Below are 24,752 nucleotides of genomic sequence, written 5' to 3'. Positions count from 1 at the left end.
CGATGAGTGTCGTCGCAAACACTGCGTGCAATATCCACCATCGCGCTCGTGACCGGCGACGGGACGACAGGTCAGGCAACCACTTGGCCGGACCGGGCACGGCTGATCGTGCCGCGCATTCAGGCAGCAAATCCGCGAATCACCAATTATTGGCCACGATAACGACCGCTCCACAGAGGAGGTCCGGGTCCGGCGTCGACGTGTCGAGTTGCCGTCAATGCGCTGGTCAGCGGGCGTCCAGGAGGGGTTGGTGGGGGTTCCACGGTGACCCGCCCGCGGCGTCGCGCCGGCGTCGGGCGATCGCCGACAGTGCCTCCAGGACCACGCGGTTGCCCAGGTAGGCGGTGATGTCGGCGTGGTCGTACGGCGGCGCGACCTCGACCACGTCCACCCCGACCACCGGCAGCTCGTAGCAGACCCGGCGGACCGCGTCGAGCAGTTGCCGGGAGGTCAGGCCGCCCGGTTCGGGGGTGCCGGTGCCGGGGGCCATCCCGGGATCGACGACGTCCACGTCGACGGAGAGGAAGACCCCCTCGCACTCGTCGACCGCGATCGTGAACGCCTCGGTGAGGCACGTGTCCAGCCCGCGGGCGACCAGCTCGGTCATCTCGTACGACCGCATCCGCTGCTCGGCCATCCAGGACAGGATGTCCGGGCCGGGCCAGTAGCCGCGCAGCCCGATCTGGAGGAACCGGTCGCCGCGTACCGCGCCGGACTCGATGAGGCGACGCATCGGCTGGCCGTGCCCGTGCAGCGAGCCGAACTCGATCTCGCCGGTGTCCGCGTGGGCGTCGAAGTGCACGAGCGACACCCGACCGTGCCCGTGCTGGCGGGCCACCCCGGTCGCGTCCGGCAGCGCGATGGAGTGGTCCCCGCCGAGCACGATCGGGATGGCGCCGGAGGACGACACGGCGTAGACGGCCGCCTCCAGAGCGGCCAGTGACCGTTCGATGTCGCCGGAGAACATCTCGACGTCGCCGGCGTCGTACACCCGGAGGTCGCGCAGCGCGTCGACGCGCAGCGCGAGGGACGGGCGGGAGCCGTCGTGGGCCAGGTAGCACGCCTGGCGAATCGCCGACGGCCCGAACCGGGTGCCGGGCCGGTGCGAGGTGCCGCCGTCAAAGGGTGCGCCGACGATGACGATGTCGGCGTCCGCGTACGACGATGGATCGTCGAGTGCGCACCGGTCCACGCCGAGGAAGGTGATGTCCGGCCCGTACATGGCACCGTAGCGGCTCATCGCTCCTCCATCCCCCAGCGCGAGCCGTAGCTGGTCAGCAGGTCGAGGAAGGGCACCGGGGGCAGGGCCTCCGGGCCGAGCACACCGACGCCGGACCACGCGCCGGTGGCGAGCAGTTCCAGCGCGACGACCGGGTTGACCGCGGTCTGCCAGACGACCGCCTGGTGGCCGTACTCGCGCATCGACCACTCGTTGTCGACCACGTGGTAGAGGTACACCTCCCGGGGCTGCCCGTCCGGGCCCAGGCCACGCACCCAGGTGCCGGCGCAGGTCTTGCCGCGCATCCGGTCGCCGAGGGTGGCCGGGTCGGGCAGGCAGGCCGCGACCACGTCGCGCGGGGACACCTGCACGCCGCGCACGCTGACCGGCGTCGTCGAGTCCAGGCCGAGCTTGTGCAGCGTCTTCAGCACGTCGATGAACTCGTCGCCGAGGCCGTACTTGAAGGTGACCCGCTTCGCCTTCACCCAGCGCGGGATCAGCAGCACCTCCTCGTGCTCCACGTTGACGCACTCGACCGGGCCGATTCCCTCCGGGAAGTCGAAGACCTCCGGCTCGCTGAACGGCTCGGTGGTGTACCAGCCCCGGTCGGCCTCCCAGACCACGGGCGGGTTGAGACACTCCTCGATCGTGGTCCAGATGGAGAACGAGGGTGCGAAGTCGTAGCCGTCGACGGTCAGGTTCGCCCCGTCCCGGACGCCGATCTCGTCGATCTCACTGAACAGCTCGTCGGCGGCGTACCGGGCGAAGATGTCGGACAGGCCGGGCTCGATGCCGATGCCGCCGAGCGCGAGCCGGCCGGCCGCCGCCCATCGGTCGGCGACGGCGAACTGGTCGTCGCCGAGCTTCACCCCGGTCTCGGCGTAGGGGTGGGACGGGTGCGGGTGGGACAGCGACATCGCCATGTCGAGGTAGTCCGCGCCGGCCGCGAACGCACCGTCGAAGATCGGCATGACGAAGCGCGGGTCGACGGCGTTGAGCACGTGGGTGATCCGGTGCTCCCGGCACAGCGCGGTGACCGCGTCGGCCGAGGAGGCGTCCACCTGGGCGGCGACGAAACGGTCGCCGTGCCCGGCCACCGCGCGGGCGGCGCGGTCCGGGTCATGGTCGGCGACCACCATCGTCTCGAAGAAGGAGCGTCGGGCGGCGATGGCTACGGCGGCGGAGCCGACGCCACCGGCGCCGACGAGCAGGACACGCATCAGGAATCAAACCCCAAACCAAGACGATCGAGAGTACGGAGCCACAGGTCGCGACGGCCCTCACGCGCATCGGCGCGGGCCATCGACCGGCGGGTGAGATTGATGCCGACCGCGCGGACGGGTTCCGGCGGGAACGGCAGGGGCTTGCGGCGGACCAGATCGAGCCGGGTCAGCGGGGTGTCCCCGCCGGCCAGCAGGTCGAGCAGCACCCGGGCCGAGAAGCGGGTGGCGCCGACGCCGAGGCCGGTGTAGCCGGCCGCGTACGCCAGTCGACCGCCGAACGCGGTCCCGTAGAACGGGCAGAACCGGGTGCAGGTGTCGATGACGCCGCCCCAGCGGTGGCTGAAGCGCACGTCGGCGAGCTGCGGGAACGTGGTGAAGAAGTGATTGGCGAGAGCGGTGAAGGTGGCCGGGCGCTGCTCCAGCTTCGGGGCGACCCGGTTGCCGTAGTGGTAGACGGCGTCGTAGCCGCCGAAGAGGATCCGCCCGTCGCGGGTGATCCGGTAGTAGTGGAACTGGTTGCCGGTGTCGGCCAGGCCCTGGCGGTTGCGCCAGCCGATCGCGTCGCGCTGCGCCGGGCTGAGCGGCTCGGTCATCAGCACGTGGTCGTAGACGGGCACCACGTACGCGCGCAGCCGGCGCAGCAGCGGCGGAAACGCGTTGGTGGCCAGCACGACCCGGCGGGCGCGTACCGAGCCGGGCGCGTTGTCCAGCCCGCCGGCGGTCGCCGCGCGCAGGGCCGGGCCGTCGGCGCGCAGCCCGGTGACCCGGGTGTGCTCGTGCACGCGTACGCCGAGGTCGACGCAGGCGCGGCGCAGACCCCACGCCAGCTTCGCCGGGTCCACCATGGCGACCCGGTCGGCGTCGACCATGCCACCCAGGTACGTCGGCGAGTTCACCTCGGCACGCACCTCGTCGGTGTCGAGCAGCCGCACCCGGTGGCCGTACCGGCGGGCCAGCTCGGCGTCGGCGGCCAACCCGTCGAGCTGGTACGGCTCGACGGCGACGGCCAGTTCGCCGGTGCGCTCGAAGTCGCAGTCGATGTCGAACTCCGCGACGGTGGCGGCGATCGCGTCCAGGTTGGCGCGGCCGAGGCGTTCCAGCTCGCCGATCTCGCCGGGGAACCGGTCGACGCCGTTGGCCAGGCCGTGGGTGAGCGAGGCGGCGCAGAACCCGCCGTTGCGCCCGGAGGCGGCCCACCCGCAGGTCCCGGCGTCGACGAGCAACACGTCACGGTCCGGCTCGGCCCGCTTGGCCTCCAGGGCGGCCCAGAGCCCGCCGTACCCGCCGCCGATCACCAGCAGGTCGGCGGTCTGCGCGCCGGTGAGCGGCGGCAGCGGGTCGGGGCGCTCCGGGCGGTCCAGCCAGTACGGCACGGGCGCCGCGTCGGCAAGCGCCCGGCCGGTATGCGGGAGGGTCATGACGGCGGCCCGGTCGGACGGCCCGCATCCAGGGCGGTCATGACGAGCGACGCGCCTGCGGTACCGGGCCGGCCAGCAGCGCGGCGCGGCGAGCACGCCGCCCGCGCAGCGAGCTGAGCCCGACCAGCAGCAGCGCGATGGCGAACATCGCGGTGCCGATGACGTTGACCTGCGGCGGGATGCCCCGCTGGGCGGCGCCCCAGACGTACATCGGGAACGTGACTGTCGTGCCGGCGTTGAAGTTCGTGATGATGAAGTCGTCGAAGCTCAACGAGAACGCCAGCAGCGCGGCGGACACGATGCCGGGCAGCACCAGCGGCAGGGTGATCCGCCGGAAGGTCTGCCACTCGTTGGCGTAGAGGTCCATGGCGGCCTCCTCCAGCCGCCGGTCCATTCCGGCGAGCCGCGCCTTGACCGTCACCACCACGAACGACACGCAGAACATCACGTGCGCGATGACGATGGTCCAGAAGCCCTGCGGCACCCCGGCCGAGACGAACAGGGCCAGCAGCGACGTGCCCATCACCAGCTCCGGGGTGGCCATCGGCAGGAAGATCAGCACGTTGATGCCGGACCGGCCGCGGAAGCGGTGCCGGACCAGCGCGAACGCCATCAGGGTGCCGAGCACGGTGGCGACCACCGTGGCGATGAAGCCGATCTGCACACTGCGCACGACCGCGTCGCACATGTCGGAGGTGGCGCAGGGCTGCCGCCAGTTGTCCAGCGTGAACTCGTTGAAGTCGTACGACAGGCGGCTCGACGGGCGGTTGAACGACAGCCCGGCCACCACCAGGATCGGCAGCGCCAGGTAGCCGAGCACCAGCAGCGCCACGATCATCACCCAGCGGTCGGCCAGCCAACGGGAGACCCGCATCAGAGCACCTCCTCCGTGCCGGCCCTGCGCAGGTAGCCGAAGACCACCGCGAGGATCGCCGCCATCAGCAGGAACGACAGCGCGGCGCCCTGCGGGTAGTCCAGCCGGACCAGGAACGCCGAGTCGATGACGTTGCCGATCATGTATTCGTTCGGGGTGCCGAGCAGTTCGGCGTTGATGTAGTCGCCGCTGGCCGGGATGAAGAACAGCAGCGTGCCGGCGACCAGGCCGGGCATGGACAACGGCAGGGTCACCCGGCGGAACGCCTGGACGCCGCTCGCGTACAGGTCGCTCGCCGCCTCCAACAGCCGGGGGTCCAGCCGCTCCAGGCTCGCGTACAGCGGCAGCACCAGAAACGGCAGGAAGTTGTACGTCAGGCCGAGCACCACCGCGAACGGCGTGGCCAGCAGCCGGCCGTCCGGCGCGAGCAGGTGCACGTCACGCAGCAGGCCGACCAGCGCGCCGTTGTCCGACAGGATCGTCTTCCAGGCCAGCGTGCGGACCAGGAAGCTGGTGAACATCGGCGCGACCACGCACACCAGCAGCAGGTTCTTCCACCGGCCGGCCTTCTGCGCGATGGCGTACGCCAACGGGTAGCCGAGCAGCAGCGCCAGCACCAGGGCCAGCCCGGCGTAGCCGAACGAGCGCAGCAGCTGCGGCCAGTACGCCTGCACGACGTCCGGATAGTTGCCGAACGCCCACGTCATCGCGTACCCGGTGGAGAGCGAGCCGCTGGGGTCGTAGAGGCTCGCCGCGGCGAGTTGCAGCAGCGGCACGCCGAAGAACACCAGCAGCCAGACCGCGCCGGGCAGCAGCAACAGGTACGGCAGGAGCCGGAACCGCCCGGACCGGGCGGCCGGTGGCGGCGGCAGCTGCCCCGGTTTGGTGGGGGCCAGGAGGGTCATGACGACGCGCCCACCGGCTCGTCGAGCACCGGCGTGGTCCGGTCGGTGTCGGCGGCGTCGCGGGCCAGCAGGAACGCGTGGCGCGGATCCCAGTACGCCACGGCCTCGCTGCCCACCGGCACCCGCGCCTCCGCGCCGTTGTTCGCCACGAAGACCGACAGCTCGGTGCCCCAACCGGTGCGCAGCAGGTACTGCGTGCTGACCCCCACGTAGGAGGCGTCGGTGACCACCCCGGTGAGGTGTTGGTGTCCTTGGGGGACCTGGTCGGCGGAGCCGACCAGATGCAGCTTCTCCGGGCGTACCCCCAGGTGGACCGGACCCCGGTCGGCGCGCGACCGGCCGGCGGGCACCGAGAAGCGCGCGCCGTGCGCCGTCACCGCCACCTCGCCGCCGCTCGTGCCGGCGGCCTCGCCGGCGAGCAGGTTGGACTGGCCGAGGAAGTTCGCCACGAACGCGGTGGCCGGGAACTCGTAGAGGTCGGCCGGGGCGCCCTGCTGCTCGATCCGGCCGGCGTTCATCACCGCGACGGTGTCGGCCATGGTCATGGCCTCCTCCTGGTCGTGTGTGACGTGCACGAAGGTGATACCGACCTCGGTCTGGATGCGCTTCAGCTCGATCTGCATCTGCCGGCGCAGCTTGAGGTCGAGCGCGCCCAGCGGCTCGTCGAGCAGCAGCACCTGCGGCTGGTTGATCAGAGCGCGGGCCAGCGCGACCCGCTGCTGCTGGCCACCGGAGAGCTGCGCCGGGCGGCGCGGGCCGAAGCCGTCGAGCTGCACCAGCGACAGCATCCGCCGGACCTGGTCGTCGACCGAGCGGATGCCGCGCCGCCGCAGCCCGAAGGCCACGTTCTCGAAGATGGTGAGGTGCGGAAACAGCGCGTAGCTCTGGAAGACCGTGTTGACCGGCCGCTTGTACGGCCGCAGCCGGGCGATGTCGGTGTCGCCGAGCAGCACCTGGCCGCTGGTCGGCTCCTCCAGCCCGGCGATCATCCGCAGGGTGGTGGTCTTGCCGCAGCCGGACGCGCCGAGCAGCGCGAAGAACGAGCCCTGCGGGATCGTCAGGCTGAGGTCGTCGACGGCGGTGAAGATGCCGAACCGCTTGGTGAGGTCGGCCAGGCGCAGATCGCCAGCGGGTGTCTCGCGTGTCATCCCCGTCACGCCCCGATGACCTGCTGGAACTTGCCCTCGTACTCCTTCTCCTGCTTTTCGTCCAGGGCCATGAACACCTTGGACTTCGCCAGCAGCGTTTCGTCGGGGAAGATCAGCGGGTTGGCGGCCAGCTCCGGGTCGATCTTCTCCATCTCGGCCTGGGCGCCCTTGACCGGACAGATGTAGTTGACGTACGCGGCGAGCTTCGCCGCGGCCGCCGGCTCGTAGTAGTAGTTGATCAGCGCTTCGGCGTTGCCCTTGTGGGTGGCCTTGTTCGGGACCATCATGTTGTCGCTGAACAGCATCACGCCGGAGTCCGGGGCGACGAACTGCACCTTCTCGTTCTCACTGGAGAGCTGGATGACGTCCCCGGACCAGCCGATGCACGCGGCGATGTCGCCCTTGGCCAGGTCGGGTGCGTAGTCGTTGCCGGTGAACTTGCGGATCTGCCCGGAGTCGACGGCCTTCTTGAGCTTGTTGAGCGCGTCGTCGAACTGGGCGGCGGTGAAGTTCGACGGGTCGTGCCCGTTCGAGCCGAGCAGCAGGCCCATGGTGTCGCGCATCTCGCTGAGCGCCGTCACCTTGCCCTTGAGGTCGGGGCGGGTCAGCAGCTCGTCGACGGTCCGCAGCTCCTTGGTGACGCTGCCGTTGTACGCCAACCCGGCCAGGCCGGACTGCCACGGGATCGAGATGCGGTTCTCGGTGTCGAACGAGCGGTTGAGCAGCGACGGCAACAGGTTCGCCTGGACGTTCGGGATCTTCGCCACGTCGAGCTTCTGGATCCAGCCGAGCCGGATCATTCGCGCGGCCATCCAGTCGGTCAGCACGATGATGTCCCGGTCGGTGCTCTGGCAGGCGGCCAGCTGGTTCTGCACCTTGCCGAAGAACTCGTTGTTGTCGTTGATGTCCTCGGTGTAGGTGACCTGGATGCCGGTCTTTGTGATGAACTCGTCCAGGCTCGGCCGCTTGGACTCGTCCTTCTCGTCGACGTCCATGTACTGCGGCCAGTTGGAGAAGGCAAGCTTCTTCTCGGTGCCGGACAGGTCTTCGCTGACGCAGCCGGCCTCGGTCTGCTGGGCGCCCTTGGTGCCGCAGCCGGCGAGGCTGCCGCCCGCAGCGAGCAGGGCGGCCGATCCGAGAGTGCCGGTGAGCAGTCCACGCCGGGAGAGGGGCCGGAGGGGAGTACGCATGACGACTCCTAGGGGTCATCGTCGGCGGGCGGGACGGGGGAGGCGCGCGCCGGCGGGAATGTCGGGAGGCTCAAGTACCAGGGACGACTGATCCTGACATGAGAGACCCTCTCTCACAAGGGATTCCGTTGCGGGGTTAGCGATGCACGACGAAATACGCCAGACTGCGCGGTGACACACGCACGACATCACGATTCGGGACATGGGGAGCGCACGATGACGAACCGGCAGCACGAAAACGGCAACGGCGGTCGACGCGTCGCCGTACGTGAAGGTGCCAGTCACGCTCTGCTGGACGACGTGGCCAAGCAGATCATCGAACAGCTCCAGGAGGATGGCCGACGGCCGTACGCGACGATCGGCAAGGCGGTCGGCCTCTCCGAGGCGGCGGTCCGCCAGCGGGTCCAGCGGCTCCTCGACTCGGGCGTCATGCAGATCGTCGCAGTGACCGATCCGCTCCAGCTCGGCTTCCCCCGCCAGGCGATGATCGGGCTGCGTACCGACGGCGACCTGGAGGCGGTGGCCGACCGGCTGGCCGAGCTGGACGAGGTCGACTACGTGGTCATCACCGCCGGGTCGTTCGACCTGCTCACCGAGGTGGTCTGCCGCAACGACGACCACCTGCTGGAGATCCTGCAACGGCTGCGCGCGGTGCCCGGCGTGCTCGCCACCGAGGCGTTCGTGTACCTCAAACTCCGCAAGCAGACCTACACCTGGGGTACGGCCTGACGCGCTTTTGATGGCGCTTGATCGACTAGGGGCTTGATCGACTCGGCTTTCAGGAAGTCGGGGTGTCCCTGCCGCTCCGATACCCCGGTTTCCGTGAACCCGAGTGGATCAGCGTGCCGTTGCCCGGACTGCGTCGACGAACGACGTCCAGGCGGTCGGCGCGAAGGTCAGGGTGCCACCGTCGCGGTCCTTGCTGTCGCGCACCAGCACCCGACCGGGCAAGTTGTCGGCCACCTCGACGCAGTCGCCACCGTTGTTGCTGCTACGGGTCGCGGTGCGCCAGCGCGCGTCGGTCATGTCCATGTCGCAGCCACTTCCCTGATCAGCTCGATCGAGTGACGTTGGGGCAACGCCTCACCGGTGACGCTCTCCCACCTGCGTCCCAGGTTAGCGACGTCGAGAGGATCGGTCACGATCTGACCGCGGAGCTGGTTGTCGAGATACGCCAATTCGGTCCCGTCGGGCAGCCTGCCCAGCACGAAGGGGCCGGCCAACCCGGTGTGCCATGGGTTCTCGGCGGGAATGACCCGGACCTGCACGTGCTCCCACTCCCCCGCCGAGGCGAGGTGCCGGAGCTGCCCGGCCATCACCGAGCCGTCGCCGACCGGCCGGCGGAGCACCACCTCGTCGAGCACCGCGACGAGCTGGGGTGGGGCGTCGCGGCGAAGCACCGCCTGGCGGTCGATGCGGCTGGCCACGATCTGGTCCACTTCGGAGGGCGGGACCAGTCCGCCGGTGTTCAGGATCGCGCGGGCGTACCCCTCGGTCTGGAGCAGGCCCGGCACGAGCAGCGGCTGGTAGGAGCGGATCGAGGTGGCGTCCTGTTCCAGCTCGGCCCACGGTCGGAACCAGGGCAGATCGCGGCGGCGGAACGGCTCCGGCCAGAGGTCGGCGGCGTCGCGGCGCAGGACCTCGGCCACCGCGATCCGGGTACGCGGGTGCGGTATGCGCCCCGCGGCAAGCCACCTCGCCGCCGTCTTGGGGTCGACGCGGACCTTCTCGGCCAGCGACTCGACCGTCTCCCCCGCCTCGGCCATCGCCACCCGCAACGCCTCGTTCGCCACCGGATCCTCCCGCCCGCCGGGTGCACACTGCGGCGCACGATAGCCACGCTGCGTGTCGGTGTCCGCCGCCTACCGGCGTGTTGCGGTGAACGTGTTGACGCGCATTCAGAACGCTCCGCAACTGCCCCCAAGGCGCCCCACCCCCGTCCCGGCTGCTCGACCCGTTGCTCCACTCCCGTGATCGACTCGCTTGATCCACTCGACATCCCCGATATCGCGGCATCAACTCCGCCCCGACACCGCGACATCGGCGATACGGAGTGGATCGTGGCCGGCGGGCCGGGCCGGCAGGCCATCGCTCGCGTCCTTTGCTCTGCTTCAACCGGCGCAACACCCCGCGTCCGGATACCGGACGTGCACTGTTGCGTCCGTTGAAGCAGAGCAAAGGAGGCCGACCAGGGGTCAGCGGGCAGCCTGGCGCGCCCGCCGGGCACGACGAGCAGGGCCGACGCCCGTGCGGATTCCGTCGCGGCTAGGGCAATTTCTCGCCGAATCCGTCGTCCTTAGGCTTAGGCACTACCGATCACACTTGCTTTCCCGGGTCGTGCTGTGCGATAACCGTTGGCAGAGCGGCCGGCTTCACCCCTTTGACCGGCCCGACGACCGATGGGGCTGACATGGCCAACGCCACCGACCACCTCTGGATGCACTTCACCCGGATGGCGAGCTACTCCGCCGGCGAGGTGCCGACCATCGTGCGCGGCGAGGGCGCGTACGTGTGGGACGCGCAGGGCCGCCGCTACCTCGACGGGCTGGCCGGGCTGTTCGTCGTCAACGCCGGTCACGGCCGCACCGAGCTGGCCGAGGCCGCCGCCAAGCAGGCCGGTGAGCTGGCGTACTTCCCGCTCTGGTCGTACGCGCACCCGAAGGCCGTCGAGCTGGCCGAAAAGATCGCCTCGCTCACCCCGGGCGACCTCAACCGGGTCTTCTTCACCACCGGCGGCTCGGAGGCCGTCGAGGCGGCGTGGAAGCTGGCCCGGGCCTACTTCAAGCGCACCGGTCAGCCCAACAAGCACAAGGTGGTCAGCCGCTACATCGCCTACCACGGCACCTCGATGGGCGCGTTGTCGATCACCGGCCTGCCCGGCATCAAGAGCGACTTCGAGCCGCTGGTGCCCGGTGGGATCAAGGTGCCGAACACCAACTTCTACCGGGCGCCCGAGCACGGCGACGACGCCGAGGCGTTCGGCCGCTGGGCCGCCGACGAGATCGGCCGGGCCATCGAGCGCGAGGGGCCGGACACCGTCGCCGCGGTCTTCCTGGAGCCCGTGCAGAACTCCGGCGGCTGCTTCCCACCCCCGCCCGGCTACTTCGAGCGGGTCCGGGAGATCTGCGACGCGTACGACGTGCTGCTCGTCTCCGACGAGGTGATCTGTTCCTGGGGTCGGCTCGGCGAGTACTTCGGCGCCGTGCGCTACGGCTACCAGCCGGACATCATCACCACCGCCAAGGGCATCACCTCGGGGTACGCCCCGCTCGGCGCGATGATCGCCAGCGACCGGCTGATGGAACCGTTCCTCACCGAGACCGGGATGTTCGCCCACGGGGTGACGTTCGGCGGACACCCCGTGTCCTGCGCGGTGGCCCTGGCCAACCTGGAGGTCTTCGCCCGCGAGGATCTCGTCGGGCACGTACGGGCCAACGAGGACGCGTTCCGCGCCACCCTGGAGAAGCTGCACGACCTGCCGATCGTCGGCGACGTGCGGGGCGACGGCTACTTCTACGGCATCGAGCTGGTCAAGGACAAGACGACCCGGGAGACGTTCGACGAGGCCGAGTCGGAGCGGCTGCTGCGCGGCTTCCTGTCGACCGCGCTGTTCCAGGCCGGTCTCTACTGCCGGGCCGACGACCGGGGCGACCCCGTCATCCAGCTCGCCCCGCCGCTGATCGCCGAGCAGCAGCACTTCGACGAGATCGAGCAGATCCTCCGCACGGTGCTGACCGAGGCGTGGTCGCGGCTCTGACCATGGGCTACGAGAATCTGTCGTACTGGCTGTCCAGCCTGGACGAGCCGCTCACGCCGCGGCCGGCGCTGCCCGGCGACACGGACGCCGACGTGGTGATCGTGGGCGCCGGCTACACCGGACTGTGGACGGCGTACCACCTGGCCCAGGCCGATCCGACGCTGCGGGTCGTCGTCCTGGAGCGGGAGATCGCGGGGTACGGGGCGTCGGGGCGCAACGGCGGCTGGTGCTCGGCGCTCTTTCCCACGTCACTGACCGGGCTGGCCCGCCGGCACGGCCGCGACGCGGCTGTCGCCATGCAGCGGGCAATGCACGACACCGTCCGTGCGGTGGGCAGGGTGGTCGCGGCCGAGGGCATCGACTGCGACTGGGCCGACGGCGGCACCGTCACGCTCGCCCGCACCGGCCCGCAGCTCGCCCGGGCCCGGGCCGCCGTGGACGAGGCTCGCGCGTTCGGCTTCGGCGCGGACCACCTGGCGCTCCTCGACGCCGACGAGGCCGCGGCCCGGTGCGGCGCCGAGGGGGTACGCGGGGGGACGTACACCCCGCACTGCGCGGTCGTGCACCCGGCGAAGCTGGTGCGTGGTCTGGCGCGGGCGGTGGAGCGACTCGGGGTGCGGATCCACGAGCAGACCACGGTGACCGCGATCCGGTCCGGCGCGGCGGTCACCGCGTCGGGGACGGTGCGGGCGTCGGTGGTGGTGCGGGCCACCGAGGGGTACACGCCAATGCTGCCCGGCCTGCGACGCACGGTGGCGCCGGTGTACTCACTGATGGTGGCCACCGAACCGCTGCCGGCGCAGACCTGGGAGCGGATCGGCCTGGCGGATCGGGAGACGTTCTCCGACCACCGACACGTGATCATCTACGGCCAGCGGACGGCTGACGGTCGGCTGGCCTTCGGCGGGCGCGGTGCTCCGTACCATTTCGGGTCCCGGGTCTCTCCCGGCCAGGACCGGGAGCCACGGGTCTTCGCGGCGCTGCGGCGGACGCTGGGTGAACTGTTCCCGGTGCTCGGGCCGGACGTTCCGGTGACCCACACCTGGGGTGGCCCGCTCGGGGTGGCCCGGGACTGGGCAGCCTCGGTCGGGTTCGACCGGGCCAGTGGGTTGGCCTGGGCGGGCGGCTACGTCGGGGACGGGGTGGGTTCCAGCAACCTCGCCGGCCGCACCCTGGCCGACCTGATCCGCGGCGAGCGCAGCGAGCTGACCAGCCTGCCCTGGGTCAACCACCGCTCGCCGAAGTGGGAGCCGGAACCCCTGCGCTGGCTGGCGATGAACACGGCGCTGCGCGTCATGACCAGCGCCGACGCAAAGGAGATCCGAACCAACCGCCCCTCCCACCGCGCCAAAACCCTCTCCCGCCTCCTGGGGCACTGACCGCGCTGGGCGGGCCGGGTGGGGGGTTAGTGGTTTGGGGGGATTACTCGGAGGTGGCCTCGGCGGCCCGTCTGGTGGGGGCCTTCCGGGTGGGTCTGGTCGTGCTCCGGGGGGCGGGGGGCCGGGCGGGCGGCCTCGCGAACCGCCTCGGCCAGCGCCACCAGGTCGTCCGTGGTGGGCGGGGGCGGCTCGAACTCACCCTCGTGCCGCACCACGTCCCAGCCGCGCGGCGCGGTGAGGCTGCGGGCGTGCTGCTCACACAGGTCGTACGTGTGCGGCTCGGCGAACGCCGCCAACGGGCCCACCACGGCGGTCGACTCGTTGTAGACATAGGTCAATGTGGCGACCGCTTGCCGGGGACAGCCGTTACGGGAGCAGCGCCGTGGTGACCTCACGGCGGCAGGGTATCTCCATTACCGGGTCCGGCGCATCGCTTCGCGTTGCGACACGCCCGTCGCGGTGATCACAATTCCCGGTTCGGGTCGCGCCGCGCCAGAGGAGTGCCGCTGCCGCTGGCCGGCCCGGCACGGGGACTACCCTTTGCGTCATGACGAGCCCGGAACACCGCCGCCCCGGCCCCGGCCGGCGGGCGCACCGCGACCGGCACGGGCGTGGCCTGCGCGGGCGTCTGGTGCCGGCGACCGTGCCGTTGGCGCGGACCAAGGCCGAGGTCTTCGACGATCTGGTGCTGGACACCGTCGAGACGTTGGAGCGGCGGTTCGCCAAGGAGCTGGCCGGTGTCGAGTTCGCCGTCGAGGACGTCCCACCGGATCTGAACGTCTACGACTCCGACGTGCTGGAGGACGGCGAGGTGCCGCTGGCCCGGCTGCTGCCCGGCCGCCCCGGCCGCCAGGAGGTGCCGCCGCGCATCGTGTTGTACCGGCGACCGCTGGAGTTCCGCGCCATGGACCGCGAGGATCTCGCCGACCTCGTCCACGACGTGATCATCGAACAGGTGGCGAACCTGCTCGGGGTCGACCCGGACGAGCTGGCCTGAGCCGTACGCGCCCGTACGACGGCTGAGCCGGGCGGCCCCCACCGCCCCGACCCTGCACCGCTCAGGCGGCCCGCCGCTTCAACTTGCGCCGCTCCCGCTCGGAGAGCCCACCCCAGATGCCGAACCGCTCGTCGTGGCCGAGAGCGTATTCGAGGCATTCGGTCTTGACCTCGCAGCGCGAGCAGATTCGCTTCGCCTCGCGGGTCGAGCCGCCCTTCTCGGGAAAGAACGCCTCGGGGTCGGTCTGCGAGCACAGGGCCCGCTCCTGCCACTCCGGCGCGTTTCCGAGCAGGTCGGCCACCTCAAGCTGGCCGTCCATCAAATGCCTCCTTGTCGCGCACCGGCGTCATCGCCGCTGCAACCCCCCACGCGAAAGGCGTGTTTGTTCGTCCGGTCCCTTTTGTTGCGTTCCGTGCGAACAACCCCATTCAAATTACACGCGTGTAATGCGTGCGCCGTCAAGCCAAACTTGATAATGGAGTCGCCCTCCCGACACCCCTGGTCGGCCACCAGGACCGTCCCAGCCTCGCAACCTGCCCTATCGATTCAGACCCCGGCCGAGTAACGCCCTCTCCGGCGAGTTGCCCGACTTTTCTGCCGTGGCGCTCCCCCCGACGGGCCACCGCCGGGAGAGCACCAGCCCCCTCTCGCAAAGCTGATCTTGGTGGGGGACAGGTTAACGCGGCGCGGCGCAGACCGCCCGTCGAGCCGTGGACAGCACTCGCACCCCGCCCACATTGTGGACGGGGTGCGAGTGAAAAGTGGCGCTTTGAGGTCAGCCGGCGGCCCCAAAACCGCTGCTGGGCCACACGAACTCGGCTATCCCTCCACCATGGACAGAAACGATGCCGGCGGACGTGTCCTCGTCCCACCAGACGGTATACAGACCGGCGGGCAGATCGGGATAGACCGCACTGTGGAACGACCCGTCCCGCACCCGACGCTCCCGTACCGCCGAGTGGACCCGCCGATCATCGCCGCGGCTGATCTCGATCTCCCGGCCGTGCAACTCCCGACCGGTGTAGACGATCAGGGCACCGGTGTCACCACCCAGTTCGAGGACGACACTCCCCGTCTCCGACGGCCCGTACGTGTGCTCGTGCATCCGCTGCTCCCCCGCCGAAGGTCAGGACGACGCCGGCGGGTTGTTGAACCCGTCGTACGGCGTACCGAGGTAGGGGAAGTTCGCGAGGAACGGGGCCGTCACGTCGGCGGCGCTCAACCCGGGGGTGACCGCGGCGGCCGCCGCGTCCGGGCGGAACGTCTTGTCGACCAGCGGGACGGTCACCCCGGCGATCGCCCGCAGCGCGATGCTGACCACGTCGTCGCCGACCCGCCGCCCGTTGGGGAAGCCGGCCAGGTCGCCGCCGAGCACCCCGAACCGGTCCGGCCGACGGGTCGGCGGGATCGCCGTGTTCAGCCGCAGCATGTCGGCCTGCACGTCGCCGGTCGCGTTGGTGAAGCCGTCGATCAGCCCGGCCGGTACGCCGGTGAGCAGGATCGCCACCAGGTCGGCCCGGGCCTTCTTCGACTTGTTGAGCTTGTCCAGGTTGGGAAAGACGTCCGGGTAGAGGGCCGGCAGCAGCGCGGCCAACTCGGGCCGCTCGACGAACTGCGCGAACCGCTTGTCCTCCGACGGTGGCAGCGAGTTCCACAGGTCCTTCTTGGACATCGGCACGATGACCTCGTTGAACAGCGGATTGCCCAGCCGGGAGACCTGGGTGAACGGGCCGGTGGAGGTGTCCTGCGCGACCCGGTCACCGAGCACCCGGACCTGCCGGCGCGACGCCGACGTCCACACACCGAGCACCGACGCCGGGTCGGCCGCGCCGTACCGGCTGGCGCGGCGGCGCACCTGCTTCAGCGGCACCTGCACGGCGAGGCTGTGCACGTTCATCCGGTCGGTGGCGTTGACCGGCTCCCCCTCGGCCTTGAAGATCTTCTTCCCGGCGACGTGCAGCTGCTGGAACGGCCGCAGCGTGCCGAGGTCGAAGATCGCCCCCAGGTCGACGAAGAAGCCGTCCGCGCGCTGGCCGGCGAAGACCCGCTCCCCGGTCGACAGCGTGTAGGTGGCCTGCCGGACGAGGTCGGCGTACTTCGGGGTGGACAGCGGGCCGACGTTGCACGGCGGGCAGGGCAGCTTGTGCGCGAGCCGGTGCTCCCGGCCGTCGGTCACCCGGGTCAGGCTGTAGAACTGCCGGCGGTTCCAGTTCTTGCTGTCCAGCGAGTCGATCGGCCCGGTGTTGTAGAGGAAGCTGTTCGGGTTGGTGATCTCGGTGGTGAACTCGAACCGGTAGGTGACGTCGGGCTGACCGTCACCGTCGTTGTCGATGTGGATCTCGTAGCGCACGTCGTCGCCGAACTCGAAGAAGTTCGGCCCCCCGGACGGGAGCTGCAAGGGCACGTAGTTGGCGATCAACGTGACCGTGTCGGGCTTGTCGGGGCTGACGAACGCGTAAAGGTCGGAGCTGTCGGCGACCGGATCCTTGGCAATCTCCGGAGCCTCGCGGTGGGAAGACATGGCGGACCAACCTCACTGGGCGGGGACTGATGGCGGGCGGAGCGTGCGGGTCAGCGCCGGGCTGCGCGCCGCAGTCGGTCCGCCAGGCCGCGGTCGCGTACCTCGATCCGGGATTCACCGACGAAGACGTCCATCGTTCCGGACGCGGCGTCGCGCAGGTGCACGACGATCGGTTCGTCGTCCCGACCTGCCGCGCCCGGCGCGTTCTGCGCGGCCGACAGACCCGGCACGGTGAGTGCGGCGGCGCCGAGGGTGGCGCTGGCCGCGGCGGTCAACGTCTGCCGGCGGGTCAGTCGCGGCCAGGGCCGCTTCCGCTGATCACTGGTCATGGGCAACCTTTCCGGCGGCGGCGCGTACGCGCCCGCGGTGACGGACGGGTCCGGTGCCGTCGAGGTGACGCCGCCGGGCCCCTGAGGGAACACCGGCGGCGGTCCTCGCCGCGACCGCCGCCGGCACCGCTTGGTACGGCCGACGGCGGGAAAAGGTTCGACTTCAGCGCGGAGCGTGACCGTACGCAGTCGATCGCTTGCGCGCCGGACGACCGGCGGCCTTCGCGATGGCCCGCAGCTGCTCCTCGGTACGCGCCGACCCGTTGCCGGAGCCGGCCATCCGGGAGATGGTCTCCTCCATCAGCGTGCCGCCCAGGTCGTTGCAGCCACCCTGGAGCATCGCCACGGTGCCCTCGTCGCCGAGCTTCACCCAGGAACACTGGATGTTGTCGATGCGGCCGTGCAGCAGCAGCCGCGACATGGCGTGCACCACGCGGTTCTCCCGCCAGGTCGGCCCCGGGCGGGCGATGCCGGCCAGGTAGATCGGCGCGTTGGTGTGCACGAACGGCAGCGCCACGAACTCGGTGAACCCGCGGGTACGGTCCTGCACGCCGGCCAGCACCCGGAAGTGCGCCAGCCACTGCCCGGGGTGGTCGACGTGGCCGTACATCATGGTGGAGCTGGACCGGATGCCCAGCTCGTGGGCCGTGCTGACGACATCGACCCAGGCGGCGGCCGGCAGTTTGCCTTTGGTGAGCACCCAGCGCACGTCGTCGTCGAGGATCTCGGCGGCGGTGCCCGGGATGGTGTCCAGCCCCGCCTCGCGCAGCTGGGTCAGCCATTCGCGCACCGGCACACCGGCCTTCGCGGCGGCGGTGACGATCTCCATCGGGGAGAACGCGTGCACGTGCATCTCCGGCACGCGGGCCTTGATCGCGCGCACGATGTCGGCGTACCCGGTGACCGGCATCTTCGGGTCGATGCCGCCCTGGAGGCACACCTCGCTGGCACCGGCCGCCCACGCCTGCTCGGCCCGGTCGGCGACCTGGTCGACGGAGAGCCGGTACGCGTCGGCGTCCCGCTCACGCTGGGCGAACGCGCAGAACCGGCAGCCCACGTAGCAGACGTTGCTGAAGTTGATGTTGCGGTTGACCACGTAGGTGACGTCGTCGCCGACCGCGTCGCGGCGTACGTCGTCGGCGAGCCGGCACAGCTCGTCGAGCGCCGGCCCGTCCGCGCCGAACAGCGCCAGCGCCGCGTCGGTGTGCCGGGGATCGAGCAGGGCCGCCGGGTCGTCGGCCGCCAGCCGCAGCCCGGCCGCCAGGTCACGGTCCGCACCGCTGCCGGCCGGCGCGGGTACGCCCGCTCGCCGCGCCGCCGCCTCGGGGGTGACCTTGCCGGCGACCTCGGACCAGTCGCCGTAGACGCTGTCGAAGTCGCCGCGCCGGTCGTCGGTGCGGCCGGTGGTGTCGATGGTGGCGTGCAGGTCGGTGCGCCCGCCGAACGTCTCCTCCGGCTCCTGCCAGGGGCGCCCCTGCGGGAGGGCCGACTCGACCGCCATGCCGGTCGCCGGGTCGGCGAGGGCGTTCACGTGGGGCAGCAGCCGCGGGTCGAGCCACGGGTCACCGGCGCGCACGTACTCCGGGTAGATGGTCAACCGCTCCCGCAGCGTGAACCCGGCCAGCTCGGTGTGCCGGGCCAACTCCTCGATCTGCGGCCACGGGCGTTCCGGGTTGACGTGGTCCGGGGTGAGCGGGGAGACGCCGCCCCAGTCGTCGATGCCGGCGCGCAGCAGCAGGGCGTACTCGCCGGCGATGAGGTTCGGCGGGGCCTGGATGCGGGCCTTCGGGCCGAGCAGCAGTCGGGCCACCGCCACCGTGGCGGCCAGGTCGTGCAGTTCCGCGTCGGGCATGCCGCGCATCGCCGTGTCCGGCTTGGCGCGGAAGTTCTGCACGATCACCTCCTGGAGGTGGCCGTACTCCCGGTGCGCGCGGCGAATCGCGAACAGCGCGTCCACCCGCTCGGCCGGGGTCTCCCCGATGCCGATGAGGATGCCGGTGGTGAACGGCACCCCGACCCGTCCCGCGTCGTCGAGCACCCGCAGCCGGACCGCCGGCTCCTTGTCCGGCGAGCCGTAGTGCGGGCCGCCCGGCTCGGACCACAGGCGGGTCGCGGTGGTCTCCAGCATCATGCCCATGCTCGGGGCGACCGGCTTGAGCCGTTGCAGCTCCGACCAGGACAGCACGCCCGGGTTGAGGTGCGGCAGCAGGCCCGTCTCCTCCAGCACGGCCACCGCGCAGGCGCGCAGATAGTCCAGAGTGGAGTCGTAGCCGCGCTCGTCGAGCCAGCTCCGGGCCGCCGGCCAGCGCTCCTCCGGCCGGTCACCGAGGGTGAACAGGGCCTCCTTGCAGCCCTGGGCGGCACCGGCCCGGGCGATGGCCAGCACCTCGTCGCGGTCCAGGAAGGGCGCCGGCAGCCGGTGCGGCACGGTGGCGAACGTGCAGTAGTGGCAACGGTCCCGGCAGAGCCGGGTCAGCGGAATGAAGACCTTCTTCGAGTACGTGACCACGCCCGGCCGCCCGGCGTCACGCAGCCCGGCGTCGCGGATCCCACCGGCGGTCCGGAGCAGCTCGTCGAGCGCGTCGCCACGGGCGGCGAGCAGCGCGGTCGCCTCGTCGACGTCCAGCGCGCGCCCGGTCGCGGCCCGGCCCAGGGCCCGCCGCACGCTCGCCTCGCTCGGACCGGAGTGGGTGCGATCAACCATCCACTCAGCCTATGCGCAGCACGAGCCCGAGCCACCAGACCCGGCCCGCAGCGTGGGAAACCGCACCCCATGATCACTTGATGCGTCGGTGGAGGGGCGGGCACCCCCCGCGGGTCCTTTGCTCTGCTTCAACCTACGCAACACCGCGCGTCCGATATTCGGACGCCGGGCGTTGCCTCGGTTGAAGCAGAGCAAAGGAGGACCCGAACATCACCAGCCCGGAGGGCTGGCGGCTCAGCGGGTCTGGTCGGGGTGCTCGCCCGGGTTGATGTGTTGGGTGCGGTCGGCGTCGGGGTCGGCCGGGCGCGGGATGGCCTGGGTGGGGTCGGCGGAGGCCGGCTCGGCGGACTGGCGCGGGATCGTCTGGGTCGGGTCGGCCGACGGCGGCTGCCCGAACGGCGGCGCGGGCGGCGCCGACTGCGGGGCCGGGTTGGCCGGGGGCGCGGACTGCGGGAACGGCGGCGCGGACTGCGGGGCGGCCTGGAACGGCGGGGCGGACTGCGGGTGCGGCGGCGCGGACTGCGGGGCCTGGAACGGCGGCGACGGCTGGCCGTACTGGCCGGGGAACTGCGCCGGCGGGTAACCGCCCGGCTGGCCGGCCTGCGGGTAACCGCCCGGCTGGCCGGGAGCGGGCCATCCGCCCTGCGGCTGGCCACCGGGCTGACCCGGAGCCGGCCAACCGCCCTGCTGCTGCGGCCAACCCGGCTGCGGCTGGCCGTAGACGCCCGGCTGCGGCTTCGGCTTGGGCACGTAGTAGAACGCCCGCCAGATCGTGAAGACCACCCAGGCGGCCACCGCGAAGATCACCAGCCAGGCGAACCGGGTGAGGAGGCCGAGCAACGCGTCGAGGATCTCGGCCTCGGCGAGGCGGCCCACCGTCCAGATCAGCATGGTGAGGGTGCCGAGCACCGCGCTGACCGCGTACTCACCCAGCGCCACCTGCGTGATCAGCTTCGCCTTCGGCAGCACCGGCGCGACGTGGGTGGCCAGCAGGACGGCCAGCAGCGGCAGCGCCACCGACTCCACCCCGATGAACGAGAAGAACTGATCGCCAGCTCGGTCGGTGAAACCGCGGTAGTCGTTCGGGGTGAGCAGCCGGAGCAGCCCCACGAAGAGGAACACGGCGTTGGCGCCGAGCAGGGCGAGCGCACCCAGTTCGCGCAGTGGCTTGGTCAGCTGGCGGGCCTGCGTCGCGTCGGCGGACGCGGGCTCGGCGGGGCTGGTCACGAACTCCCCCTCGGGGCATGGACGGACAGGGCGCACGTGAGCCTAGTCTCCCCGGCCACCGGCGGACCGGAGGCGTCGCGTACGCGAGGATGGTCGACATGCGCATCGTGGTTCTGGCCGGCGGCATCGGCGGCGCCCGGTTCCTGCTCGGCGTCCGGGCGTACGCCCGCGAGGTCGGCGCCGAGGTGACGGCCGTGGTCAACGTCGGCGACGACCTGTGGCTGCACGGGTTGAAGATCTGTCCCGACCTGGACAGCGTCATGTACACCCTCGGCGGCGGCGCCGACCCCGAGCGGGGCTGGGGCCGGGTCGGCGAGAGCTGGACGGTCAAGGAGGAGCTGGCCGCGTACGGGGCGGAGCCGACCTGGTTCGGCCTTGGCGACAAGGACATCGCCACCCACCTGGTGCGCAGCACCATGCTCAACGGCGGCTACCCGCTGAGCGCGGTCACCGAGGCGTTGTCGACCCGGTGGCAGCCCGGCGTACGCCTGCTGCCGGCGACCGACGACCGGCTGGAGACCCACGCGGTCGTCGACGGTGACGAGGGCCAGCGGGCGATCCACTTCCAGGAGTGGTGGGTGCGGTACCGGGCCGACATCCCCACCCACCGTTTCGTCTTCGTCGGCGCGGAGACGGCGACGCCGGCACCCGGGGTGCGGGAGGCGATCGGCGCGGCCGACCTGGTGTTGATCGCGCCAAGCAACCCGGTGGTGAGCATCGCGCCGGTGCTGGCCGTACCGGGGATGCGCGAGGCGGTGACCGACGGCCCGGCGCCGGTGGTGGGTGTCTCGCCGATCATCGGCGGCGCCCCGGTCCGGGGAATGGCCGACCGCTGTCTCGCCGTGCTCGGGGTCGAGTGCAGCGCGGCCGGGGTGGGCCGGCTCTACGGCCCTCGGGCGGCGGGTGGGCTGCTGGACGGCTGGCTGGTGGACGAGGAGGACGCCGACACGCTGGTGCCGGAGGTGACGGTCCGCGCGATGCCGCTGCGGATGACCGACGAGGCGGCGACGGCGGCGATGGTCCGCGCCGCGGTGGAGTTGACGTGAGGCTGGAGATCCTGCCGGTGCTGGGCATCGGCCATGTGACCGAGGGTGACGACCTGGCGGCGCTGATCGCCACCGCCGCGCCATGGCTGCGCGACGGCGACGTGCTGGTGGTGACCAGCAAGATCGTCTCGAAGGCGGAGGGGCGGCTGGTCGACGTCCCGGCGGACGGGCCGGAGCGGCTCGCCGCGCGCGAGGAGGTGCTGGCCGGTGAGACCGCCCGGGTGGTGGCCAGCCGGGGGCCGACCCGGATCGTGCAGACCCACCACGGCTTCGTGATGGCCTCCGCCGGGATCGACGCGTCGAACGTCGACAAGACCCGGCTGGTGCTGTTGCCGGTGGATCCGGACGCGTCGGCCCGGGAGCTGCGCGCCGCGCTCCGGGAACGGTACGACCTGGATGTCGCCGTGATCATCAGCGACACCATGGGCCGACCCTGGCGCAACGGGCTGACCGACGTGGCGCTCGGGGTGGCCGGGATGCCGGCCATCCGCGACCATCGGGGCGAGGTGGACCCGTACGGCAACGAGCTGCAACTGACCCAGATGGCGGTGGTGGACGAGCTGGCGGGCGCCGGTGAGTTGATCAAGGGCAAGTGTGACCAGGTCCCCGTGGCCGTGGTGCGCGGCTACCTCGCGGCCACCCGCGCGGACGACTCCGACGGCGCGCGGGCGCTCATCCGTGATGCCGCGCAGGACCTGTTCTCGCTGGGCACCGCCGAGGCTCGGGCGTCCGGGCTGGCCGAGGCCGCGACCCTCGCCGAGGCGATCGGCCCCGAGCCGGCCGACCCGGCCGCGGTGCGACGGGCGCTCGACGCGGTCGCCGAGGTGGTCACCCCCGGCACGGTCTTCACCCTGGTCGACGAGGCGGAGGTACGCGCCGGCCTGGTCGCCGAGGTGCCGGGCTGGCCGGCCGACGCCAGCGCGCTGGTGCTCGGCACCGCGCCGGCGCCGGTCGACCCGATGGACCTGGTCCGATTCGGCGCCGACCTGCACCGGCTGCGCGTCGCCCTGACCGCCGAGGGTGTCCGGTCGACGCTGCTGCCACCGCCGGCCGGCAGCCCGGCCAGCGCCGCACTCGCCCTGTGACCCCACGGCCGGGCCAGACTCACGCGTCCAGGACGGCCCGGCCCAGCGGGGTCAGCGTGTGCAGCACGGTGTTGCGGTCGCGGTGACTGACGAGCAGGCCGGCGTTGCGCAGCACGGTGGCGTGCTGGCTGGCCGCCGCCGGTGAGATGTTGAGCCGGCGGGCCACCTCGCCCGTGGTGCAGCCGTCGTGGCTGGCCTCCAGCACCGCCGCCCTGGTCCGGCCGAGCAGCGCGGCCAGCGAGTCGCGGCCGGCGCTCGACGCGGCCAACGCGTCGCCGTCGGTCGCGGCGATCCCGCCCAGCCGGTCCACCGGATAGACCAGCACCGGCGGCAGCGCCGGGTCGAGCAGGGCGACCGGGGTGCCCGCGCAGAAGAACGACGGCACCAACAGCAGCCCTCGACCGTCCAGGTGCAGCTCCCGGCTGTGCGGGTAGTCGCGCACCTCCAGCACCCCGCTGTCCCAGCGCATGCGCGGGCGAAGGCTGGCCAACAGCCCTTCGACGCCGCCGTCGAGCAGGGCCCGCGCGCGGAGGGTGCGGTCCGCCGCCACCGCCGACTGGATCCGGCTCCAGTACGGGCCGATCGCGAGCGACCGGTACTGCTCCATGGACTCCGCGAGGTGGCGCAGCATCGCCCCGTCACCGCGGGCCAGCGCGGTGGCGGAGGCCGGCAGTTGGTTCTCGGCGGCCAGCAGGTTCAGATCCCGCTGGAGCAGCTGGGTCGGCGTGCTGCGAACCGCTTCCAGCCCCGCCTCGAAACCCTCGACGCTGGCGTACGGGGTGAGGAAGTCGGGGAAGTAGCCGCGCGGCGGGTTCAGGGCGAAGAGCAGTCGGAGCTGGTCGGAGGCGGCGTCCTGGCGCAGACCGCGAGTCACTGTGCGCCGCCAGGTCGACGTCAACGGATCGCGGTTGCGGCCCTGCAACACGTGCAGGCTGAGGACCAGCTCCCAGACCGGGTCGGCCGCCGGCGCCACCCGGGTCCGGAGAATGTCCTCGCCGGAAAAGTGGATCTTCAGCATGGAGCGCTCCCGTGTCGCCGGCAGAGGGATGCCGGGCGACCGTTCGACTCTACCCGGCCGGCAGTTATCTCCATCTTTAAGCCTGGGCTGAAAAACCTCGACGTCCCCGGGGCCAGTTAGGCATGCTTCCAGTGCCCGAGCACGGCACCGACACGTCATGGACGTAACCGGCGCCGGGGCACCGGGGACCGGGGAGGGACCGGTGATCGGGCGGCACCACGAGGGTCTGCGGCCCTTGCTCCGCAGAGGTGCCGTCCGGTCATCCCATCGCTGCGGAAACGCCTGCCCCGCTCAGCCGACCCAGAGCGCGACCCGATGGTCCTCGTCCGTGACGTAGAACGGCCGTCCGTCCAGCTCGGCCAGCCCCTCGACGTGGTGAAACGGCGCCAGGTCGGCCACCGGCTCCCCGACCAGTCGGCACGAGTCGCCCGTCCGCCCCGCCGGGAACCGGAACCGCACGTGCCGGGACGTGACCGCGCCCCCGCCCGGATGGTCGTCGAGCAGCACCGATCCCTTGCCCAGCGCGTCGATCGAGCCGATCACTGCCGCGTACCCGCCGTCCGGCGTCGGCGCGATCGCCCGGAAGCCGGTCAGCTCGCCCGGCGGGGTCACCCCGGTCACCGCGTACGCCCCCAGCGCCCGGGGCCACACCGGCTCTGCGGCGAACATGCCCGGCACCCCGGACACCTCCACCAGGATCGGCTAGCGTACG

Annotated in this window: 23 protein-coding genes and 1 pseudogene; 6 read left to right on the top strand and 18 right to left on the bottom strand. The window is 71.6% G+C overall.

Translation table 11 applies throughout. The features are described from left to right. Nucleotides 1–226: 226 nt before the first annotated feature. From speB to ACFYPR_RS07545, 7 genes are read right to left on the bottom strand one after another with little or no spacing between them, the layout of a single operon-like run. Nucleotides 227–1,240: an agmatinase gene (gene speB, locus ACFYPR_RS07575; protein ID WP_354854269.1), complete on the bottom strand. Its 1,014-nt coding sequence runs from the start codon at nucleotides 1,238–1,240 to the stop codon at nucleotides 227–229. After that, a complete protein-coding gene (locus tag ACFYPR_RS07570) occupies nucleotides 1,237–2,439 on the bottom strand; it encodes a saccharopine dehydrogenase family protein (RefSeq protein WP_387258969.1) in 1,203 nt (400 codons plus the stop codon). The genes speB and ACFYPR_RS07570 overlap by 4 nt, the downstream gene beginning before the upstream one ends. Next, nucleotides 2,439–3,860 (bottom strand): FAD-dependent oxidoreductase, encoded by a 1,422-nt coding sequence (locus ACFYPR_RS07565; RefSeq protein ID WP_355063036.1) that lies wholly within the window; start codon nucleotides 3,858–3,860, stop codon nucleotides 2,439–2,441. Before ACFYPR_RS07565 ends, ACFYPR_RS07570 begins: the two co-directional genes overlap by 1 nt. A gap of 37 nt (nucleotides 3,861–3,897) precedes the next feature. Continuing rightward, on the bottom strand, nucleotides 3,898–4,734 hold the full coding sequence (locus ACFYPR_RS07560) for an ABC transporter permease (protein WP_355063034.1): 837 nt from the start codon (nucleotides 4,732–4,734) through the stop codon (nucleotides 3,898–3,900). Beyond that, nucleotides 4,734–5,639, bottom strand: a complete 906-nt coding sequence (locus tag ACFYPR_RS07555) for an ABC transporter permease (RefSeq protein WP_354854261.1) — start codon at nucleotides 5,637–5,639, stop codon at nucleotides 4,734–4,736. Before ACFYPR_RS07555 ends, ACFYPR_RS07560 begins: the two co-directional genes overlap by 1 nt. Further along, the gene (locus ACFYPR_RS07550) at nucleotides 5,636–6,787 is read right to left on the bottom strand and encodes an ABC transporter ATP-binding protein (RefSeq protein WP_387178581.1); all 1,152 of its coding nucleotides are present in this window, start codon (nucleotides 6,785–6,787) and stop codon (nucleotides 5,636–5,638) included. Before ACFYPR_RS07550 ends, ACFYPR_RS07555 begins: the two co-directional genes overlap by 4 nt. Nucleotides 6,788–6,792: 5 nt before the next feature. Further along, nucleotides 6,793–7,977: a spermidine/putrescine ABC transporter substrate-binding protein gene (locus ACFYPR_RS07545; protein ID WP_354854257.1), complete on the bottom strand. Its 1,185-nt coding sequence runs from the start codon at nucleotides 7,975–7,977 to the stop codon at nucleotides 6,793–6,795. Between the two features lie 216 nt (nucleotides 7,978–8,193). Here ACFYPR_RS07545 and ACFYPR_RS07540 point away from each other — a divergent pair, with 216 nt between their 5' ends. After that, a complete protein-coding gene (locus ACFYPR_RS07540; protein ID WP_354854255.1) occupies nucleotides 8,194–8,706 on the top strand; it encodes an Lrp/AsnC family transcriptional regulator in 513 nt (170 codons plus the stop codon). A 108-nt stretch (nucleotides 8,707–8,814) separates the two neighbouring features. Here ACFYPR_RS07540 and ACFYPR_RS07535 read toward each other — a convergent pair whose 3' ends face one another. Together ACFYPR_RS07535 and ACFYPR_RS07530 are read right to left on the bottom strand one after the other, a co-directional pair. Next, nucleotides 8,815–9,009 (bottom strand): DUF397 domain-containing protein, encoded by a 195-nt coding sequence (locus ACFYPR_RS07535; protein WP_355063030.1) that lies wholly within the window; start codon nucleotides 9,007–9,009, stop codon nucleotides 8,815–8,817. Beyond that, entirely contained in the window at nucleotides 9,000–9,743 is a 744-nt protein-coding gene (locus tag ACFYPR_RS07530) for a Scr1 family TA system antitoxin-like transcriptional regulator (protein ID WP_387259363.1), read from the bottom strand. Before ACFYPR_RS07530 ends, ACFYPR_RS07535 begins: the two co-directional genes overlap by 10 nt. 644 nt (nucleotides 9,744–10,387) lie before the next feature. Here ACFYPR_RS07530 and ACFYPR_RS07525 point away from each other — a divergent pair. Both ACFYPR_RS07525 and ACFYPR_RS07520 read left to right on the top strand, forming a co-directional pair. Beyond that, the gene (locus tag ACFYPR_RS07525) at nucleotides 10,388–11,734 is read left to right on the top strand and encodes an aspartate aminotransferase family protein (protein ID WP_355132891.1); all 1,347 of its coding nucleotides are present in this window, start codon (nucleotides 10,388–10,390) and stop codon (nucleotides 11,732–11,734) included. Between the two features lie 2 nt (nucleotides 11,735–11,736). Next, a complete protein-coding gene (locus ACFYPR_RS07520; RefSeq protein WP_387259360.1) occupies nucleotides 11,737–13,113 on the top strand; it encodes an NAD(P)/FAD-dependent oxidoreductase in 1,377 nt (458 codons plus the stop codon). 26 nt (nucleotides 13,114–13,139) lie between these two features. Here ACFYPR_RS07520 and ACFYPR_RS07515 read toward each other — a convergent pair whose 3' ends face one another. Beyond that, on the bottom strand, nucleotides 13,140–13,508 hold the full coding sequence (locus ACFYPR_RS07515; protein WP_387258967.1) for a DUF3499 domain-containing protein: 369 nt from the start codon (nucleotides 13,506–13,508) through the stop codon (nucleotides 13,140–13,142). Nucleotides 13,509–13,660: 152 nt separating this feature from the next. On the opposite strand from ACFYPR_RS07515, the gene ACFYPR_RS07510 reads away from it, so the two are divergent. Next, a complete protein-coding gene (locus tag ACFYPR_RS07510; protein ID WP_007455785.1) occupies nucleotides 13,661–14,110 on the top strand; it encodes a metallopeptidase family protein in 450 nt (149 codons plus the stop codon). 61 nt (nucleotides 14,111–14,171) lie between these two features. Here the strand turns inward: ACFYPR_RS07510 and ACFYPR_RS07505 are convergent, their stop codons facing one another. The 6 genes from ACFYPR_RS07505 to ACFYPR_RS07480 all read right to left on the bottom strand — a co-directional run bounded on the left by ACFYPR_RS07505 (nucleotide 14,172) and on the right by ACFYPR_RS07480 (nucleotide 20,891). After that, complete coding sequence (locus ACFYPR_RS07505) at nucleotides 14,172–14,429, bottom strand: WhiB family transcriptional regulator (RefSeq protein ID WP_007455784.1); 258 nt, start codon at nucleotides 14,427–14,429, stop codon at nucleotides 14,172–14,174. Between the two features lie 456 nt (nucleotides 14,430–14,885). Continuing rightward, the gene (locus ACFYPR_RS07500; RefSeq protein ID WP_354854247.1) at nucleotides 14,886–15,215 is read right to left on the bottom strand and encodes a phospholipase; all 330 of its coding nucleotides are present in this window, start codon (nucleotides 15,213–15,215) and stop codon (nucleotides 14,886–14,888) included. Nucleotides 15,216–15,236: 21 nt separating this feature from the next. Continuing rightward, nucleotides 15,237–16,631 carry a DUF4331 domain-containing protein gene (locus tag ACFYPR_RS07495; RefSeq protein ID WP_363941106.1) on the bottom strand — a complete coding sequence of 465 codons (1,395 nt, stop codon included), beginning with the start codon at nucleotides 16,629–16,631 and terminating at the stop codon, nucleotides 15,237–15,239. A gap of 50 nt (nucleotides 16,632–16,681) precedes the next feature. Beyond that, nucleotides 16,682–16,960, bottom strand: a complete 279-nt coding sequence (locus ACFYPR_RS07490; protein WP_354854243.1) for a hypothetical protein — start codon at nucleotides 16,958–16,960, stop codon at nucleotides 16,682–16,684. Between the two features lie 163 nt (nucleotides 16,961–17,123). Beyond that, nucleotides 17,124–19,664, bottom strand: a complete 2,541-nt coding sequence (locus ACFYPR_RS07485; RefSeq protein WP_387258964.1) for a bifunctional FO biosynthesis protein CofGH — start codon at nucleotides 19,662–19,664, stop codon at nucleotides 17,124–17,126. Between the two features lie 234 nt (nucleotides 19,665–19,898). Then, the gene (locus tag ACFYPR_RS07480) at nucleotides 19,899–20,891 is read right to left on the bottom strand and encodes a hypothetical protein (protein ID WP_387258963.1); all 993 of its coding nucleotides are present in this window, start codon (nucleotides 20,889–20,891) and stop codon (nucleotides 19,899–19,901) included. Between the two features lie 98 nt (nucleotides 20,892–20,989). On the opposite strand from ACFYPR_RS07480, the gene cofD reads away from it, so the two are divergent. Continuing rightward, the gene (gene cofD / locus ACFYPR_RS07475; protein WP_354854238.1) at nucleotides 20,990–21,937 is read left to right on the top strand and encodes a 2-phospho-L-lactate transferase; all 948 of its coding nucleotides are present in this window, start codon (nucleotides 20,990–20,992) and stop codon (nucleotides 21,935–21,937) included. Then, complete coding sequence (locus ACFYPR_RS07470; protein WP_354854236.1) at nucleotides 21,934–23,022, top strand: coenzyme F420-0:L-glutamate ligase; 1,089 nt, start codon at nucleotides 21,934–21,936, stop codon at nucleotides 23,020–23,022. Before cofD ends, ACFYPR_RS07470 begins: the two co-directional genes overlap by 4 nt. Before the next feature lie 19 nt (nucleotides 23,023–23,041). Here the strand turns inward: ACFYPR_RS07470 and ACFYPR_RS07465 are convergent, their stop codons facing one another. Next, nucleotides 23,042–24,040 (bottom strand): winged helix-turn-helix domain-containing protein, encoded by a 999-nt coding sequence (locus tag ACFYPR_RS07465; protein ID WP_355063017.1) that lies wholly within the window; start codon nucleotides 24,038–24,040, stop codon nucleotides 23,042–23,044. A gap of 291 nt (nucleotides 24,041–24,331) precedes the next feature. Beyond that, nucleotides 24,332–24,742: pseudogene (locus ACFYPR_RS07460) on the bottom strand (hypothetical protein); the annotation flags it as partial. Nucleotides 24,743–24,752: the final 10 nt, after the last annotated feature.

It is taken from the genome of Micromonospora sp. NPDC005254 (assembly GCF_042872525.1).
Classification (GTDB): Bacteria; Actinomycetota; Actinomycetes; order Mycobacteriales; family Micromonosporaceae; genus Micromonospora.
This window is presented reverse-complemented; position numbering and strand designations above follow the sequence as displayed.